This window comes from Burkholderia sp. 4NA327C6 (assembly GCF_005502655.1).
Taxonomy (GTDB): Bacteria; Pseudomonadota; Gammaproteobacteria; order Burkholderiales; family Burkholderiaceae; genus Burkholderia; species Burkholderia contaminans.
On sequence record NZ_SCNZ01000068.1, the window covers coordinates 1 to 17,202 of the forward strand.

At 66.3% G+C, this 17,202-nt stretch carries 17 protein-coding genes; 9 read left to right on the forward strand and 8 right to left on the reverse strand.

All coding sequences use genetic code 11. The features are described 5' to 3' along the window. Positions 1-91 precede the first annotated feature (91 nt). The 3 genes from FFS49_RS38185 to FFS49_RS43080 all read right to left on the reverse strand — a co-directional run bounded on the left by FFS49_RS38185 (position 92) and on the right by FFS49_RS43080 (position 2,125). Entirely contained in the window at positions 92-667 is a 576-nt protein-coding gene (locus FFS49_RS38185) for a hypothetical protein (RefSeq protein ID WP_137909937.1), read from the reverse strand. Positions 668-831: 164 nt separating this feature from the next. Beyond that, positions 832-1,740 (reverse strand): recombinase family protein, encoded by a 909-nt coding sequence (locus tag FFS49_RS38190; protein ID WP_308728036.1) that lies wholly within the window; start codon positions 1,738-1,740, stop codon positions 832-834. A 16-nt stretch (positions 1,741-1,756) separates the two neighbouring features. Continuing rightward, on the reverse strand, positions 1,757-2,125 hold the full coding sequence (locus tag FFS49_RS43080) for a recombinase family protein (RefSeq protein WP_308728035.1): 369 nt from the start codon (positions 2,123-2,125) through the stop codon (positions 1,757-1,759). On the opposite strand from FFS49_RS43080, the gene rimO reads away from it, so the two are divergent. The 4 genes from rimO (at position 2,107) to FFS49_RS38210 (ending at position 6,370) form a co-directional block, all read left to right on the forward strand. Continuing rightward, positions 2,107-3,492 (forward strand): 30S ribosomal protein S12 methylthiotransferase RimO, encoded by a 1,386-nt coding sequence (gene rimO, locus FFS49_RS38195; RefSeq protein WP_105816664.1) that lies wholly within the window; start codon positions 2,107-2,109, stop codon positions 3,490-3,492. The two genes, FFS49_RS43080 and rimO, sit on opposite strands and share 19 nt — an antisense overlap. A 3-nt stretch (positions 3,493-3,495) precedes the next feature. Continuing rightward, positions 3,496-4,422 carry a sugar kinase gene (locus FFS49_RS38200; RefSeq protein ID WP_105816663.1) on the forward strand — a complete coding sequence of 309 codons (927 nt, stop codon included), beginning with the start codon at positions 3,496-3,498 and terminating at the stop codon, positions 4,420-4,422. A 110-nt stretch (positions 4,423-4,532) separates the two neighbouring features. Continuing rightward, positions 4,533-5,075: a hypothetical protein gene (locus FFS49_RS38205; RefSeq protein ID WP_105816662.1), complete on the forward strand. Its 543-nt coding sequence runs from the start codon at positions 4,533-4,535 to the stop codon at positions 5,073-5,075. Between the two features lie 113 nt (positions 5,076-5,188). After that, positions 5,189-6,370: a cystathionine beta-lyase gene (locus tag FFS49_RS38210; RefSeq protein ID WP_105816661.1), complete on the forward strand. Its 1,182-nt coding sequence runs from the start codon at positions 5,189-5,191 to the stop codon at positions 6,368-6,370. 87 nt (positions 6,371-6,457) lie between these two features. Here FFS49_RS38210 and serB read toward each other — a convergent pair whose 3' ends face one another. Continuing rightward, complete coding sequence (serB, locus tag FFS49_RS38215) at positions 6,458-7,303, reverse strand: phosphoserine phosphatase SerB (protein WP_039358006.1); 846 nt, start codon at positions 7,301-7,303, stop codon at positions 6,458-6,460. A gap of 167 nt (positions 7,304-7,470) precedes the next feature. After that, complete coding sequence (locus FFS49_RS38220; protein WP_105816660.1) at positions 7,471-8,412, reverse strand: LysR family transcriptional regulator; 942 nt, start codon at positions 8,410-8,412, stop codon at positions 7,471-7,473. Between the two features lie 122 nt (positions 8,413-8,534). Here FFS49_RS38220 and FFS49_RS38225 point away from each other — a divergent pair, with 122 nt between their 5' ends. The 3 genes from FFS49_RS38225 (at position 8,535) to FFS49_RS38235 (ending at position 10,976) form a co-directional block, all read left to right on the forward strand. Next, positions 8,535-9,551 carry a zinc-binding alcohol dehydrogenase family protein gene (locus FFS49_RS38225; protein WP_071334565.1) on the forward strand — a complete coding sequence of 339 codons (1,017 nt, stop codon included), beginning with the start codon at positions 8,535-8,537 and terminating at the stop codon, positions 9,549-9,551. A gap of 159 nt (positions 9,552-9,710) precedes the next feature. Further along, positions 9,711-10,262 (forward strand): DUF6013 family protein, encoded by a 552-nt coding sequence (locus tag FFS49_RS38230; RefSeq protein WP_039358009.1) that lies wholly within the window; start codon positions 9,711-9,713, stop codon positions 10,260-10,262. 240 nt (positions 10,263-10,502) lie between these two features. Next, positions 10,503-10,976, forward strand: a complete 474-nt coding sequence (locus FFS49_RS38235; RefSeq protein ID WP_105816659.1) for a PliI family lysozyme inhibitor of I-type lysozyme — start codon at positions 10,503-10,505, stop codon at positions 10,974-10,976. Positions 10,977-11,017: 41 nt separating this feature from the next. Here the strand turns inward: FFS49_RS38235 and fetB are convergent, their stop codons facing one another. Together fetB and FFS49_RS38245 are read right to left on the reverse strand one after the other, a co-directional pair. Further along, positions 11,018-11,821 (reverse strand): iron export ABC transporter permease subunit FetB, encoded by an 804-nt coding sequence (gene fetB / locus FFS49_RS38240; protein ID WP_039357836.1) that lies wholly within the window; start codon positions 11,819-11,821, stop codon positions 11,018-11,020. Continuing rightward, entirely contained in the window at positions 11,818-12,519 is a 702-nt protein-coding gene (locus tag FFS49_RS38245; RefSeq protein ID WP_105816658.1) for an ATP-binding cassette domain-containing protein, read from the reverse strand. The genes fetB and FFS49_RS38245 overlap by 4 nt, the downstream gene beginning before the upstream one ends. Positions 12,520-12,671: 152 nt before the next feature. Here FFS49_RS38245 and FFS49_RS38250 point away from each other — a divergent pair, with 152 nt between their 5' ends. Beyond that, on the forward strand, positions 12,672-14,960 hold the full coding sequence (locus FFS49_RS38250) for an AsmA family protein (RefSeq protein WP_105816657.1): 2,289 nt from the start codon (positions 12,672-12,674) through the stop codon (positions 14,958-14,960). Between the two features lie 6 nt (positions 14,961-14,966). Here FFS49_RS38250 and FFS49_RS38255 read toward each other — a convergent pair whose 3' ends face one another. Then, complete coding sequence (locus FFS49_RS38255; RefSeq protein ID WP_105816656.1) at positions 14,967-15,419, reverse strand: lipocalin-like domain-containing protein; 453 nt, start codon at positions 15,417-15,419, stop codon at positions 14,967-14,969. A 169-nt stretch (positions 15,420-15,588) separates the two neighbouring features. Here FFS49_RS38255 and FFS49_RS38260 point away from each other — a divergent pair, with 169 nt between their 5' ends. Continuing rightward, positions 15,589-17,181, forward strand: coding sequence for an ABC-F family ATPase (locus FFS49_RS38260; RefSeq protein WP_039357848.1), 1,593 nt, complete (start codon positions 15,589-15,591; stop codon positions 17,179-17,181). Positions 17,182-17,202 lie beyond the last annotated feature (21 nt).

Below are 17,202 nucleotides of genomic sequence, written 5' to 3' on the forward strand. Positions count from 1 at the left end.
TGCGCACTTTCCTCGATTCGCTCGATCTCGCCAAGGAGAAACTCATCCCCCATTGATGACTCGTTCTTTGTCGGCCCGACTACCTGTCAGATCAAGTCCCGGCTAATACAAATGATTTGTGCCAGGACGCCACGACCTTGAGAAAGTCGTAAACGTAAGTGTGCTTAATCTCTGTGTACGGATTTTGCTGAAGCTCAGTCAGCACCTTCAACATCGCATATTTTGGCATGAGGCCCTTGAGTGCAAACCACAGATTGACTGCGTCGTAGAGTTCCTGATTGAGTTTTGGAACGGTTTTGCCGTTGGAGGTCGAAGTCCCTCCACCGGTTCCGCCACCCGCTCCTCCGGAAGCCAGTGGAGGAGAGACGAATGGGTTGCTCAACGGCGGCAGCGGCACATTGGCGTGATTAGCACCAATTGCCTGCATCAAGGTCCGCAGCTCATGAGCACAGTGTTCGCCCATTGAGATTGCCCACTGGTGCGATGGATCAGTTTTTTCCGTTGCGAGAAATACAACCTGTACGTCCGTCAGTTCACCACAACACCCGTCGACGGTAACGCCTTCGGCAATCCGTGCGCGAGATATAGGAAGGAAGTCGTACTTGGTCAGATGTTCCTTTCTTTTCTCGTCACCACGGCAGTTCAAAGTAGGGGGTGTCCAAGGCATTTTCGTTCTCTAAATAGAAGGTACCGAGATATTGACCTGAGTGTTCGAGAATAATCTGCCGATGCCCCGCAGGACATCGATATCTTCCGAAAATTAGGGAAATATACCAATCCGTGGCTGCGTATGGGGGCGCGTCACGAAGCACACATGTTGGGGTGTCTGGATCAACATCCGCGGGCTGACCGAGTTTTAAGATCTGGCCAACTTCTGCTAGCGCTGACCGCAAGATTGTGTTCCTCGGCTGCGCGCCACTCTCCAGTCTTGCGATCTACTATCAACATACGTGTGTTGCCGCGCTTCGCGATGAGAGTGAGCCCGATCGAATCCGATTCGCTGTTCGGTTGAAACCCTGATTGATAGGCGACGATCGTCGAGAACGTGTCCGCGACGAGCTGGCGCGCCAACATTCGGGTGTCGTAGTCAAGTTGCTCGACGCCGTTCGCCAGTTCACGCCAGGGGTCTGCTGCGGCCGGCGCGACGTTCGATGCCGACGCGGCCAGATGGTGCTCAAACGAGTCGACGTAGTGGCGTTCGCTAGCGAGCTGGTTTGGGAGTTCGCGGACACGTCGCAAAACGGCTGCCGGAGCCTCACCATCATCGCCCAGCAACGCGCCCGTGACGAGGCGGAACGTCTCGCCGTCAACCTCGACAGCCTTCTCGCCGATCAGCATCCGGTTCGCCAGCAGCCGATAGATGTGGCTGGTTGCTGAGCGGCCTCTGTCGGTAATCTTGAGCCCGCGCTCGGCGAGTTCGCGCACGATCCGCACCGCACCATGCCCCTGCTTGAACATCTCGATGACGAGGCGCACTGCCACCGCTCGATCACCGGCCAGTTCGAACCCGCCGGCTTCAATTTCGCGCACCCAATGCGGGTCCTTCCCAACCCGGATCGGCGCGCGCCAAGTGCCGGATATCCAGCCTTGGCACTGCCGACGGATCGCCGCCTCCATGCGCTTGCTCTTCGTGTCCGATTTCTCGTGCGCGCGGATCATCCCCAGCAGGCTGTAAACGAGGTCCATCGGCCGCGCTTTGAGGCGCTCGCGGTTGTACTCGCGGCCGTCGCTGGCCGTCACGACCGTGATACCGGCTTTACAATCTGGGCGAGTTGCGCTTGCGCTTGCGCCTGCAGCGGCTCGGCTCGGCGCGGCTCAAGCGATCCAGACCCTCAACGATCAGTACGGACCCCCCCGGCACTTGGCCATCCTCGACGGCGCGTAGGAGCACCCCCAGCGCGCCTTGTCGCACGTGGCGCTGATGGTATGCCGACAGCCCTTCGTCCCGCAGTGATAGGGACGCATCAAGCTCCATCGCTTTGTCGGCCGCCCAACGTGCGGCGTACTCAAGCTGGCGATCGACGCTGCCGCCGGCTGCTTGTTTTGGGTCGCTGAACCGTAAATAGCTGTAAACTCTCGCTTTTGCTGCCACGCCCCACACTCCAGATGTCTCAGAAAATTTCACCGGCTCCCGCTCCGGCACCGCGTATAGGTATGGTATCCCTCGGGTGCCCGAAGGCGCTCGTCGACTCCGAACAGATCATCACGCAACTGCGCGCCGAAGGTTATGAAATCTCCGGCACCTACGACGGTGCCGACCTCGTCGTCGTGAACACCTGCGGTTTCATCGACGAAGCCGTGCAGGAAAGCCTCGACGCGATCGGCGAAGCGTTGACCGAGAACGGCAAGGTGATCGTCACCGGCTGTCTCGGCGCGAAGTCGAGCGCCAGCGGCTCGAACCTGATCGAGGAAGTCCACCCGAAGGTGCTCGCCGTCACCGGCCCGCACGCAGTGGGCGAAGTGATGCAGGCCGTGCATTCGCACCTGCCGAAGCCGCACGATCCGTTCACCGATCTCGTGCCCGCCGCCGGCATCAAGCTTACGCCGCGCCACTACGCATACCTGAAGATTTCCGAAGGTTGCAACCACCGATGCACGTTCTGCATCATCCCGTCGATGCGCGGCGACCTCGTGTCGCGCCCGGTCGCGGAAGTGATGCTGGAAGCCGAGAACCTGTTCAAGTCGGGCGTGAAGGAACTGCTCGTGATCTCGCAGGACACGAGCGCGTACGGCGTCGACGTGAAATACCGCACGGGCTTCTGGAACGGCAAGCCGATCAAGACGCGCATGACCGACCTGGTCGCCGCGCTCGGCGAACTCGCCGCGCAGTACGGCGCATGGGTGCGCCTGCACTACGTGTATCCGTATCCGAGCGTCGACGAAGTGATTCCGCTGATGGCCGAAGGCCCGTTCAAGGGCCACGTGCTGCCGTACCTCGACGTGCCGTTCCAGCACGCGCACCCGGAAGTGCTGAAGCGCATGAAGCGTCCGGCGAACGCCGAGAAGGTGCTCGAGCGCGTGCAGAAGTGGCGCGAGATCTGCCCGGACCTGACGATCCGCAGTACGTTCATCGCGGGCTTCCCCGGCGAGACGGAAGAGCAGTTCGAAACGCTGCTCGACTTCATCCGCGAGGCGGAACTCGATCGCGTCGGTTGCTTCGCGTATTCGCCGGTCGAAGGCGCGACCGCGAACGAACTCGACGGCGCGCTGCCGGATGAAGTCCGCGAGGCGCGCCGCGCGCGCTTCATGGAAGTCGCCGAGGAAGTGTCGGCGAACCGCATCCAGCGCAAGGTCGGCAAGACCCTCAAGGTGCTGATCGACGAAGTCAGCGACGAAGGCGGGATCGGCCGTACGGCGGCCGATGCGCCGGAGATCGACGGCGTCGTCTATGTCGAGCCGGCGGCGAAGGCATCGAAGCGCTACAAGGTCGGCGATTTCGTGTCCGTGAAGATCACGGGCGCCGACGGCCACGATCTGTGGGGCGAGGTGTAAGCGATGGCCGCCGCATTCCCGGAGATCCTCGCGCTCGGCGAGGCGATGATCGAGTTCAACCAGTCGCAGCCGGGCCGGCCTGAATTCCTGCAGGGCTTCGGCGGCGACACGTCGAACTTCTGCATCGCCGCGGCGCGCCAGGGCGCATCGACGGGCTTCGTGTCGGCGATCGGCGACGATCCGTTCGGTCGCCTGCTGGCCGACATGTGGCGCGCGGAAAACGTCGACACGACGTACGTGCGCGTCGACCGCACGGCGCCGACCGGCGTGTATTTCGTCACGCACGGCGCCGATGGTCACCAGTTCGACTACCTGCGTGCGGGCTCGGCTGCGAGCCGCTATGCAACAGGTGATCTGCCGCTCGATGCACTGGCCGCCGCGAAGGCGGTGCACCTGTCGGGCATCAGCCTCGCGATCAGCACGGCTGCGTGCGATGCCGCATTCGCGGCGACTGACCACGCTCGCCGCCACGGCGCGAAGGTCAGCTTCGACACGAACCTGCGCCTGAAGCTGTGGCCGCTGCCGCGCGCCCGCGCGGTGATGCGTGAGGCGCTGCGCCAGACGGATATCTGCCTGCCCAGCTGGGACGACGTGACGGCACTGACGGGCGCGAACGATCGCGACGCGATCGTCGATGCGATGCTCGAACACGGGCCGCAGGTCGTCGCGCTGAAGCTCGGCAAGGAAGGCGCTTACGTGGCGACGCCGAACGAGCGGCGCGTCGTGCCGGGCTTCGCCGTTCAGGCTGTCGATGCGACGGGCGCGGGCGACTGCTTCGGCGGCGCTTTCGTCGCGCGGATCGTCGCGGGCGACGATCCGTTCGCGGCGGCGCGTTATGCGAACGCCGCGGCGGCGCTGTCGACGACGGGCTACGGCGCGGTCGCGCCGATTCCGCACCGCGATGCGGTGGAGCGCCTGATGCAGGGCTGACGCGGCATGCGCACGCCGGGCACGGCAATGCGCTCGTGACGATGTGCATTGGCGGCGGGCAGGGCATCGCCGCGATTTTCGAGCGAATCTGAAGCAAGGAGCAACACAAGGTGGGTCGATATTCGCAATGGCAACGGGCGCTCGTCGTCGCGGGCGCACTGGCGGCGGGCACGGCGATGCCGGGCGCCGTCGCCGCGCAGGCCGTCGCGCCGGGCGCGCAGCAGGATGAACCGGCAATGGCGCGGCCGCTGAAGCCGAATCCCGAGTTCGCCCGCCTGCCGCGCTACGAAGGCACGCTCGGTGACCGGCCGATCGTCGTGCATCTCGGCCCGAAGACGGACGAGGAAGGCGTGCACGGCGAATACCAGTTCGCCGATACGGGCGAGGTCGTGCTGCTCGCGGGCGATCGCGACGGCGACACGCTGGAAATCGAGGAATCGAACGACGGCACGAACATCACGGGCGTGTGGATCGGCCGCTTCGACGCGACAGGTGCCCTGAAGGCCGACCGGATGAATTCGGACGAGTCGGATCCGCAGCCCGTCGTGCTGCGTCTCGCGCCGGGCAAGCGCGCGGCGCTGCAGGTGCGTGACGGCCGCGTGCAGGAAATCGAGACGGTGGGCGGCATCGTCAATCTGCGCACCGACGACTGAACCCGCGCTGGCTCGGTGCGCGCGGCGCGCATTGTACCGGGCCAATTGCGCCGATTTTGGCTAATCTAGCTGCATATTCCGCAACCGAACGGCCTCGTGCCCGGCTTCCAGTCATGACTGCATCCACTCCCAAGCGCGCACTGCAAACCCGCATCGTTCAACCCGACGACGTGATCCCGGAAGGCTTCCGTTCGTTCGTGCCGCCGGTCGCGCGCGCGTCGACGGTCGTGTTTCCCGATCTCGCGACGATGCGTGCGCTCGTCTGGCACAACGACAACCAATGGCGCTACGGGCTGCACGCCACGCCGACGTCGCTCGCGCTCGCGCAGCGGCTCGCCGAGATCGAGGGTGGCTCGCACGCGCTGCTGCAGCCGTCGGGTCTCGCGGCGATCATGAACGTCTACTTCGGGATCGTGAAAGCCGGCGACGACGTGCTGATTCCGCACAACGTGTACGGGCCGAACGCCGATTTCGGCAACTGGCTCGCGAAGGATTTCGGCATCACCGCGCGCTTCTACGATCCGCTGATCGGCGCCGGCATCGCCGACCTGATCCAGCCGAATACGCGGCTGATCTGGATCGAGGCGCCCGGCTCGGTGACGATGGAAGTGCCGGACGTGCAGGCGATCACGGCGGCCGCGAAGGCGCGCGGCATCGTTACCGCGATCGACAACACCTTTTCGGCCGGGCTCGCGTTCAAGCCGTTCGAACATGGCGTCGACATCTCGGTGCAGGCGCTGACCAAATACCAGTCGGGCGGCAGCGACGTGCTGATGGGCGCGACGATCACCGTGAATGCGGAACTGCACGCGAAGCTGAAGCTCGCGCGGATGCGCTGCGGCGTCGGCGTGTCGGTCGACGATTGCTCGCTCGTGCTGCGCAGCCTGCCGAGCATGCAGGTGCGTTTCGACGCGCACAGCAAGAGCGCGCTTGCGCTCGCGCAATGGCTGAAGGCGCGGCCGGAGATCGCGGCGGTATTGCACCCGCAGATCGCCGATTGCCCGGGGCACGCGTCGTTCATGCGCGACTTCACCGGCGCGGGCGGGTTGTTCTCGGTGGTGTTCGACGAACGCTACAGCGCGGAGCAGGTCGACCGCTTCGTCGAGTCGCTCGAGCTGTTCGCAATCGGCTGGAGCTGGGGCGGCGCGTGCAGCCTCGCGATGCCTTACGACGTCGCGTCGATGCGTCCGGACTGGGCGCATCGCGGCACGCTGGTGCGTTTCTATGTCGGCCTGGAAGACGAAGCCGACCTGCGCGCGGACATCGAGCGCGCGATGCAGGCCGCACTGGGCTGATCGCCAGCCGATCACGGCCTTCGGAAAAACAAAACGCCGGCGCGATGTTGGATCGCGCCGGCGTTTTTCATTTCGGATTCCGCGGGATCAGAACAGCCGCAGCAGCCCGTCGAGGCCGACGTGATCGAACGCGACCGTCGCCGCATCGCGCACGACGGGCTTCGCGTGGTATGCGACCGACAGCCCGGCCTCGGCCATCATCTTCAGGTCGTTCGACCCGTCTCCCATCGCGATCGCACGGCTCGGCTCGAGGCCGAGCGACGCGCACGTCTCGCGCAGCAGGCGCGCCTTCACGTCGGCGTTGACGATCTCGCCGAGCACCTTGCCGGTCAGCTTGCCGTCGACGATCTCGAGCGTGTTCGCATGCGCGTAGTCGAGGCCGAGGCGGGCCTTCAGCCGTTCGGTGAAGAACGTGAAGCCGCCCGATACGAGCAGCGTCTTCATGCCGGCGGCCTTTACGCCGGCGAGCATCTTCTCGGCACCCGGCGACAGTTGCAGCCGCTCCTCGTACACGCGTTCCAGCGCATGCGCGTCGAGTCCGGCCAGCAGGGCGACCCGGCGCGTGAGGCTTTCGTTGAAGTCGCGGATCTCGCCGCGCATCGACGCTTCGGTGATCTCGGCGACCTGCGTTTTCAGCCCGCAGAAATCGGCGATTTCGTCGATGCACTCGATCGTGATCAGCGTCGAATCCATGTCCATCACGGCGAGCCCGAAATCGCCGAGCGAGAGGCCGGCCTCGACGAATGCGAAGTCGAGCGCGTGCGTGCCGCAGTAAGCATCGATGTCGAGGCGCTGCGCCGGGTTCGCGTTGTCGATCCGCAGCGCATGATCGTCGGTCTGCACGATGCGGGTACCGCGCGACAGCGCGAGCAGCGGGGTGTGATGGGCGTCCGACAGCGGCGCAAGACTCTGGATGACGAGGTTGTGGGTCATGACGGGATGGTTGGGAAGCGAATGAAATGCGTAGGCGGCCAACGGGCAGCCGCCTGCCGATGCGGGCCCCGTCCGGCGTCGGGCCCTTGCGTGGCGAACGCGCCATTGTAGCCGGTTGGCCGCACGCGGCGGTCAGGGGCGGATCGAAACCGCGTGCGGCGCGGCGGTCATTGCCCGTCCGCGCGATCCCAGTACGGCGGATCGCCGAAATGCGCGGCCAGGAACGCGATGAAGGCGAGCGTCTTCAGCGGCACGTGCGCGCGGCTCGGGTAGACGGCCCAGATCGCGATGTCTTCCGCGAACGGATAGTCGTCGAGCACCGTGACGAGCGCGCCGCTCGCGAGCAGCGGGCCGACGTCCCAGGTCGACTTGATCGCGATCCCGAAGCCGTCGACGAGCGCTTCGCGGATCGCCTCGCCGTTGCTCGCGACGAGCCGGCCGCCCACCCGCACGGTGAGCGGGCCTTGCGGCGTGGCGAACGACCAGTCGCGCTGGTCGCCGAGGATCACGCATTCGTGGTGCGCGAGGTCGGCCGGATGGCGCGGCGTGCCGTGTTCGGCGAGATACGCGGGCGAGCAGCACAGCACGCGGCGGTTCGTGGCGAGCTTGCGCGCGACGAGCGTCGAATCCTTCAGCGCGCCGAGGCGGATTGCGACGTCGTAGCCGTCGTCGACGAGGTCGACGATCTCGTCCGACAGCCGCAGGTCGAGCGACACGGACGGATAGCGGCGCAGGAACGCGGGAATCACCGGCGCGACATGCTGGCGGCCGAACGACGACGACATCGACACCTTCAGCCGCCCGTACGGCTCGGTGCGGCCGTGGCCGACCGACGCGCGCGCGGCATCGGCGGCCGACAGCAGCGTGTCGGCGTGCGCCATGAAGACTTCGCCGTCCTGCGTGAGGCTGATGCGGCGCGTGGTGCGGTGCAGCAGCCGCGCGCCGAGCTGGCGTTCGAGCTGCGCGATGCGCGCGCTTGCGACCGCGGCCGACACGCCGAATTCACGGCCGGCCGCGGTGACGTTCGCGAGCAGCGCCGCGCGCACGAACAGCGCGACGTCGAGCAGGTCGAGCGGCTTGTCGGGGGCCGGAATCGGGTCGGACGTCATTATTCTGAAATTCCTGAAAATGTTTCAGGAAATATAGCGCTTTTCTCGAAGGATCGGGTTGCCTACGATGACGTTCATGGGGCTGCGCCGCGGCCCACAGGATTTCCTGAAGGAGTGTCGTGATGAAAGCCGTTGGACTGACCCGTTATCTGCCGATCGACGACCCGCAAGCCCTGCTGGACGTGGAGCTGCCGCAGCCCGTGCCGGGCCCGCGCGACCTGCTCGTGAAGGTCGAGGCGATTTCCGTGAACCCGGTGGACTTCAAGGTGCGCGCGCCGAAGCCGCAGGTCGAGGACACGCCGCGTGTGCTCGGCTGGGACGCAGCCGGCACGGTGGTCGCGGTCGGCGCCGACGTCACGCTGTTCCGGCCCGGCGACGAAGTGTTCTACGCGGGCAGCATCACGCGGCCGGGCGCGAACAGCGAATTCCATACGGTCGACGAGCGGATCGCCGCGCTGAAGCCGCGCACGCTCGATTTCGCCGCATCCGCCGCACTGCCGCTCACCGCGCTGACCGCATGGGAAGCGCTGTTCGACCGGCTGCGTGTCTCGCCGCAGGGCGCGGACGCCGGCAAGTCGGTGCTGATCATCGGCGGCGCGGGTGGCGTGGGCTCGATCGCGATCCAGCTCGCGAAGACGCTCGGCAAACTGCACGTGATCGCGACCGCATCTCGGCCGGCGTCGGCCGAGTGGGTGCGCTCGCTGGGCGCGGACGCGGTGGTCGACCATTTCGGCGACCTGCCTGCGCAGCTGCGCGAGGCCGGGCATCCGAACGTCGACTACGTGCTGATTTTCAACGACACGGATCGTCACTTTCCTGCCGCTGCGGAGGTAATCCGGCCGCAGGGCGGCATTTGCACGATCGTCGAGAACGACAAGCCGGTGCCGGTCGAATTGCTGAAGGCGAAGAGTGCCGCGTTTCACTGGGAATTCATGTTCACGCGCGCGATGTTCGAGACGCCGGACATGATCGAACAGCACCGCATCCTCGGCGAAGTCGCGCGGCTCGTCGACGGCGGCACGCTGCGCACCACGGTCGGCGAGCAGCTCGGCACGATCAACGCCGCGAACGTGCGGCGCGCGCACCAGTTGCTCGAGGCCGGGCGCTCGATCGGCAAGCTCGTGCTGAGCGGCTTCTGAGCCGGCATCGCGCGTAAGGTTGCGGCGCCGCGAACGCAAGCGGGGTAACACCCGATGCGTTTGCGGCGCATTGCATGCCGCTTGGCGGTAGACTGGCAGCGCATCATGCATCGAAAACCGCGCGGCACGCGCGTGCCGCCGCATACCAAGGAGGTCAGCATGAGCCAACGCAGCTTGTCAGTCGCCGCATCGTGGTCGGTCGTGTTCGTGGCGGCGTGCGTCAGCGCGAGCGTATTCGCGGCGCCGCCGGTCAAGGGCAGCCTGAAGGGCGGCGGGACCGGACAGCTCGAATACACCGTCAAGGTCGACTCGAAGACCTTCGGCAATACGCAGGAGACCCGCAAGATCCGCTCGGGCGAGACGGACGACTTCAACTGGAAGTCGGTGCCGCCGAGCGGGGCGGTCGCGATGCCGGACGGTTGCCCGAATGCCGACAGCCTGCCGCGCGACGAGAACGGCGCGATGGTGCGCCAGACCCAGGTGCGGCTCGCGCCGTCGATCGACGCGAAGGGGATCGCCAACGTGCAGTTGAGCTTCCAGGCAGCCGCGCCGAAGGGCACGCGCAACGTGACGGCCGGGGGCAAGTCGCTGCAGTGCCCGGACGTCGTGTCGGTGAGCCAGGTGAAGTGGGTGTCGATCCCGACCAACGGCGGGTCGAAATCCGTCACGATGAGCGATGGCACGAAGGTGACGGTGTCGATCAAGCGTTGAACGGTACGCGCGGGCCGGCGTCGGACCAGGTGCGCGCGCAACGGATTCGATTTGCGGTACCACGCGGCGACACGTGACCGCTTCGTGTCGCCGTCACGATGCTTTCTCGCGACCTGCTTCAACGGCATGGCAGCCGTTCGTCGCTCGCCGTGCGACAGCATCGCAAAGCGGCCTGCGTGACGTCACGCGAATGTCACGCTATGCTCGCCCGCATCATCACCTTCCGGTCACGACATCCCGATGAAATACCGAATGCGCGCGCTGCTGTGTGCCCTTGCGTTCGTCGCCGCGCACGCGCACGCGGCCGACGACTGCGGTTTCGTGAAGAAAGTCGAGCTGCCGTCGCGGCAGCAGGTGGCGGTCGTGTCGAGCGGCGCGCTCGAACCGTGCTCGACCGGCAGCTACGCGGTGCGCGTGTATTCGACCGCGCATGCCGCCCCCGGCTTCGATACCGACGATTACGTGACAGGCACGCTGCATGCGCGTGACGGTACGGTCACCGATGCATTCACGGCCGACCTCGGTGCACGTGCGCCGCAGGCGCTCGTCGTGACGATGCGCTCGGCCGGCAGCGGCGGCTATGTCGGCGCGCAGGCCTATGTGACGACGCCGCGTGCGGTAAGGCTCGTCGCGTCGGTCGACGGGCTCGCGCCGGACGCGGACATCCCGGCTGCGTTGCGGCAGGCGCTCGGCAAGCGCCGCAGCGCGCGCTGACCGGCGAACCGCGCGAACGTATCGCGCGAGCGCGCCGCGTGTCAGTGCGCGCGTTCTTCGAGCCGCGCGGCGAGGAAGCGGTGATCGGCCGAGAACAGCCGGCGATAGGTCATCAGCACCGCGCCGACCGTGCCGAGCGCGGAGGCCGCGGCGATCAGGAACATGATCACGATCTGGTAGCGCACGGCCTGCAGCGGCGACTGGCCGGCCAGCACCTGGCCCGTCATCATCCCCGGCAGGCTCACGACGCCGACGACGGCCATCTGGTTCAGCGTCGGCAGCATGCCGGCGCGCACGGCCTGGCGTGCAGCGTCCTGCGCGGCTTCCCAGCGCGTCGCGCCGAGCGCCAGCGCGGTTTCGACGCGGTCTCGGCGCGCCGTGAGTTCTTCCATCATCCGCTCGACACCGAGCGACACGCCCGTGAGCGTATTGCCGAGAATCATCCCGAGGATCGGAATCGCGTATTGCGGCGCATACCAGGGGTGGATGCGGATCACGACGAACAGGCCGACCGCCGCGACGAACCAGCTGCTGAACCAGATCGACGCGATGCTGTCGATGCGCTGGCCGCGATACGTGCGCTTGCCGCGCCCCGCGCCGGCGAACCCGGCGATCAGCGTCATCAGCGCGGTGAGCGGCAGCACGATATACCAGTGAGGATGACCGAACACCCAGCCGAGCACGTAGCCGATCGCGAGCAACTGCACGACGGTGCGCACGGCCGCGAGCGCGAGCTTGCGGCCGAGGCCGAGCGACAGGGCCATCGAGATCGCGCCGTTGACCGCGACGAGCGCGGCGGCGATGCCGACGTCGACGAGGCTCAGGTCCTGCAGTGCGGGGCTCATTGCGTGGCCTCCGTCGGGTTGGCCGCGTGCATCACGCCGGCCTGCATCACGAGCCGCATCGTGCCGATCCGCGCGGCCTGGGCCGGATCGTGCGAGATCCACATGTACGCGCGGGCGTCGGGCGCCGCGTCGAACCACGCGCCGACGAGCGCCTCGATCGCGCGTGCCGATTCGGGGTCGAGCGCGGAGGTCGGCTCGTCGAGCAGCAGCACGTCGGGATCGAGCTGCAGCACGCGCAGCAGCGCGGTGATCTGCGCTTCGCCGCCGGACAGGTCGCTCGCGCGCTTGTCGAGAAAGTCGGGGCCGCGGCCGGCCTGCGCGGCGAGCGCTTCGGCGCGCGCGCGGTCGAACGCAGCGTCGCGATAGATCGCGAGCGAGTATGGATAGCGCAACTGCGCTTCGACGGTGCCGTCCATCTGGGCGGGGCGCTGGCGCACGTAGGCGACGCTGCGCCGGTAACGCGGGATCGCAGTGCGCCGGATCCGTTTGCCGCGCCACAGGATGTGGCCGCCGTCGAGCGGATCGAGCAGCGCGAGTGCGCGCAGCAGCACGCTCTTGCCCGACCCGGACGGCCCGGTGATAGCAATTCGCGATCCCGCTGCGAGGCTGAAATCGGTCGGCGCGAGCAGGGTCTTGCCGCTGCTGGCGTCCCGCCGCGTGATGCGCTCTGCATCGATGAGGCCGGTGGGGGCTGTCATGTCACAAATGAAAAAAAGCGTTAATGGCGCCGAAACGTCACCATGGCGTGCGTCATAATACCGATTGAAAAGCCGCGGGTGTCGTGCGCCGTTCGTCCACGCAAGCGGCCCGGCATGGCGCGGCAACATTTCAGAACAACAACGGAACCGCCATGACGCTAGCCCGAGCCATCGGCAAATCGGCTGCATGGATCGTCGGTATCGTCGCGGTGCTCATCGCGGCGGCCGGCGTCTTTCTCTTTATCTTCGACTGGAACCGCGCGAAGCCGTGGGTCAACGAGCAGGTCACGGCCGCACTCGGCCGCCCGTTCGCGATCAACGGCGACCTGAAGGTCGGCTGGCGCCGCCCCGACGGCGAAACCGGCTGGCGCGCATGGGTGCCCTGGCCAAGCTTCACGGCTACGCAGCTCGAGATCGGCAACCCCGACTGGGCGAAGATGCCCAAGTTCGTCACGCTCGATGCCGCGCACTTCGATCTCGCGATCCTGCCGCTGCTCGCGCATGAAATCGTGATCCCGTCGATCGACGTCGTGAATCCGGCCGTCGACCTCGAGCGGCTTGCCGACGGCCGCAACACGTGGACCTTCCAGTTCAAGCAATCGTCGCAGCCGTCGCCGTGGAAGGTGCGGCTCGACAGCTTCGGCTTCGCGAAGGGCACCGTCACGTACCGCGACGCGATCACGAAGGCCGACCTGACCGTCGCGATCGATACGCTCGGGCAGCCGATTCCGCTCGGCGACGTGCTGAAGGAGCAGGAGCAGACATCGCGCGCGGCATCGGCGCAGCGTGTCGGCAAGCATGGCGCCGCGCAGTTGAGCGCGAAGGCCAACGCAGAGGCCGCGTCGAGTGCTTCCGCCGCGCAGGCTTCGAGTGCGGCGCCGGCCACGGGTGTTTCGGCCGGGTCTGCCGTGGCGGCGGCTTCGTCTTCCTCGTCCACAGCTTCGGCATCGGCTGCTGCTGCCGCGTCTGCCGCAAGCAGCGTCGCGGCGCCCGCGAAGCCGTCCGGCCCGACCTATGCGTTCGGGCTGAAGGTCGACGGCCGCTACAAGAACGTGCCGATCAGCGGCACCGGCAAGCTGGGCGGCGTGCTCGCGATCCAGGACGCGTCGCGGCCGTTCCCGTTGCAGGCCGACGTGAAGGCGGGCGACACGCGGCTTGCGATCGTCGGCACGCTGACCGATCCGATGCATCTCGCGGCCATCGACCTGCGACTGTGGCTGCAGGGCACGTCGATGTCGCACCTTTACCAGCTGACCGGCATCACGCTGCCCGATACGCCGCCTTACGCGACCGAAGGCCGGCTGATCGGCAACTTCAAGCGCAAGGCCAGCACCTTCCGTTACGAGAACTTCAACGGCCGCGTCGGTGGCAGCGATCTCGGCGGCACGCTCGCCTACGAGCAGCGCGAGTCGCGGCCGAAGCTGTCGGGCGAGCTCGTGTCGAACCTGCTGCAGTTCTCCGATCTCGCTCCGGTGATCGGCGCGGATACGGCCGCGAGCAAGGCCAAGCGTGGTGACACGACGAAACAGCCGCCGGGCCGCGTGCTGCCGGTCGAGACGTTCCGCACGGACCGCTGGCGTGCGCTGGATGCGGACGTCAAGTTCACGGGGCGCAAGCTGGTCAAGAGTTCGGACCTGCCGATCACCAACCTGTACACGCACATCGTGATGACGGACGGCGTGCTGTCGCTCGAGCCGCTGCAGTTCGGCGTCGCGGGCGGCACGCTCGCCACGACCGCGCATCTCGACGGCAGCGGCGCGCCGCTCAAGGGGCGCTTCACGGTGGCTGCGCGGCACCTGAAGCTCAAGCAGTTGTTCCCGGCGCAGAAGGTCATGCAGTCGGCGCTCGGCGAGATCAACGGCGATGCGTCGCTGTCGGCGACCGGCAACTCGCCGGCTGCGCTGGCCGCCACGTCGACCGGTGAGGTGAAGGCGCTCGTGACGGATGGCCGCATCAGCCGCCTGCTGATGGAAGCGGCGGGGCTGAACGTCGCGAACGTCGTCTACGAGAAGCTGTTCGGCAACAACGACGTGAAGATCAACTGCGCGGCGGTCGACTTCGTCGCGACCAACGGCATTCTCGACCCGAAGGTATTCGCGCTCGATACGGACGACGCGCTGATCAACGTCGACGGCCCGATCAGCCTGCGCGACGAAACGCTGAACCTGAAGATCCATCCGCACACGAAGGGTTTCCGGATCTTCTCGCTGCGCTCGCCGCTGTACGCGAAGGGCACGTTCAAGAACCCGGACGTCGGCGTCGATGCAGGCGCGCTTGCGCTGCGCGCCGGCGCGATGGTCGGCCTCGGGCTGATCAACCCGTTCGCGGCCTTGATTCCGCTGATCGCGCCGAGCAACAATCGCGACGTGCCGTGCTCGGAGCTGTTCGGTCAGATGAATGCGAAGGCGGCGCAGCGGGCGGCGGCGAAGGCCGGCAAGTGACGCGCGTCAGCGGCCTGCGCGCTCCCACAGCAGCACCGCGTCGACTTCCCGGCCGTCGATCCGTACCGGAGCGGCGGTGCCGAGCTGCAGGCGATCGCCGTCGAGCCTGACGGCGCGCTGCTGGACGTTGCCGATCCAGTTCGGGAACAGGCTGACGTCCATTTCGTGGGTCAGCGTGCCGTCGTCGGCAACTTGAAAGGGGCCGGAATAGGCGATGTAACCGCCGGCGGCCGTCGCGCGCTCGTCGGCGGTGCCGCCCTGCAGGTCGCCGTCCGCGTAGGGCGGCCGGCCGGCGGCCATCAGCTGGGCGGACATGTAGCCGTCCGGTGTGTACAGGATCCAGCCGCATGCGTCGCGGCCGAGCGGGTAGGTGACCGCGCTGCCGTCGCGCGGGCGGATTTCGTAGGACACGAGGCGCCATGCGCCGACGAGTTGTTCGCGAAGCTGGCTGGCAAGCATGCGGGATTCCGGTGAGACGGCGGTGGGGCGCGTGCCGTCGTGTTGGCGGGCCGGTCGGGCGGCGGCCAGGGGCTGGAAATGCGCTGCCGGAACGGCGTGGTCGGCAGTTTCTCCGACACCTGCTAAAATACACGGTTTTCCGTCGATTTCTCCTTTAACGGGACCTGCCGTGCTTTCTACTGCCAACATCACGATGCAATTCGGGCCGAAGCCCTTGTTCGAGAATATCTCGGTCAAATTCGGCGAGGGCAACCGCTATGGTCTGATCGGCGCGAACGGCTGTGGCAAGTCGACGTTCATGAAGATCCTCGGCGGCGACCTCGAGCCGAGCGCCGGCAACGTCGCGCTGGAGCCGAACGTGCGTCTCGGCAAGCTGCGCCAGGACCAGTTCGCGTACGAAGACGTGCGCGTGCTCGACGTCGTGATGATGGGCCACACCGAAATGTGGGCCGCCATGACCGAGCGTGACGCGATCTACGCGAACCCGGAAGCCACCGACGACGACTACATGCACGCCGCCGAGCTCGAAGGCAAGTTCGCCGAATACGGCGGCTACGATGCCGAGGCGCGCGCGGGTGCGCTGCTGCTCGGCATCGGCATCGAGGAAAAATTCCACAACGGCACGATGAGCGAGGTCGCGCCGGGCTGGAAGCTGCGCGTGCTGCTCGCACAGGCGCTGTTTTCGAAGCCGGACGTGCTGCTGCTCGACGAACCGACCAACAACCTCGACATCAACTCGATTCGTTGGCTCGAGCAGACGCTCAACGAGTACAACTCGACGATGATCATCATTTCGCACGATCGTCACTTCCTGAACTCGGTGTGCACGCACATGGCCGACATGGACTTCGGCACGCTGAAGGTCTGGCCGGGCAACTATGACGACTACATGCTCGCATCGGCACAGGCGCGCGAGCGCCAGGCCGCGGCGAACACGCGTGCGAAGGAGCGTGTCGCGGAACTGCAGGACTTCGTGCGCCGCTTCTCGGCGAACAAGTCGAAGGCCCGCCAGGCGACGAGCCGTGCGAAGCAGATCGACAAGATCAAGATCGAGGAATTCAAGCCGTCGTCGCGCCAGAACCCGTTCATCCGCTTCGAGTTCGAGAAGAAGCTGCACAACGTCGCGGTGGTGGCGGAAGAGATCACGAAGAAGTACGAACGCACGATCTTCCAGAACTTCAACCTGTCGGTTCAGCCGGGCGAGCGGATCGCGATCATCGGCGAGAACGGCGCGGGCAAGACGACGCTGCTGCGTTCGCTGCTCGGCGCGCTCACGCTCGATCACGGCACGGTGAAGTGGTCCGAGAACGCAAATGTCGGCTACATGCCGCAGGACACGTACGAGGAGTTCCCGAACGACATCACGCTGATGGACTGGATCGACCAGTACCGCAAGGACGGCGACGACGAAACGATGGTGCGCGGCACGCTGGGCCGCCTGCTGTTCTCGTCGGACGACATCAGGAAGTCGGTGAAGGTGCTGTCGGGCGGCGAGAAGGGCCGCATGATCTGGGGCAAGCTGATGCTCGGCCGCCACAACGTGCTGCTGATGGACGAGCCGACCAACCACATGGACATGGAATCGATCGAGTCGCTGCAGATCGCGCTCGAGCAGTTCGAAGGCACGCTGATCTTCGTGTCGCACGACCGCGAATTCGTGAGCGGGCTGGCGAACCGGATCATCGAAGTGCGTACGGATGGCACGCTGTTCGACTTCGGCGGCAATTACGAGGAGTTCCTGACGAGTCAGGGGCAGGAGTAATTGTCCTGACGCTGCCGTTCA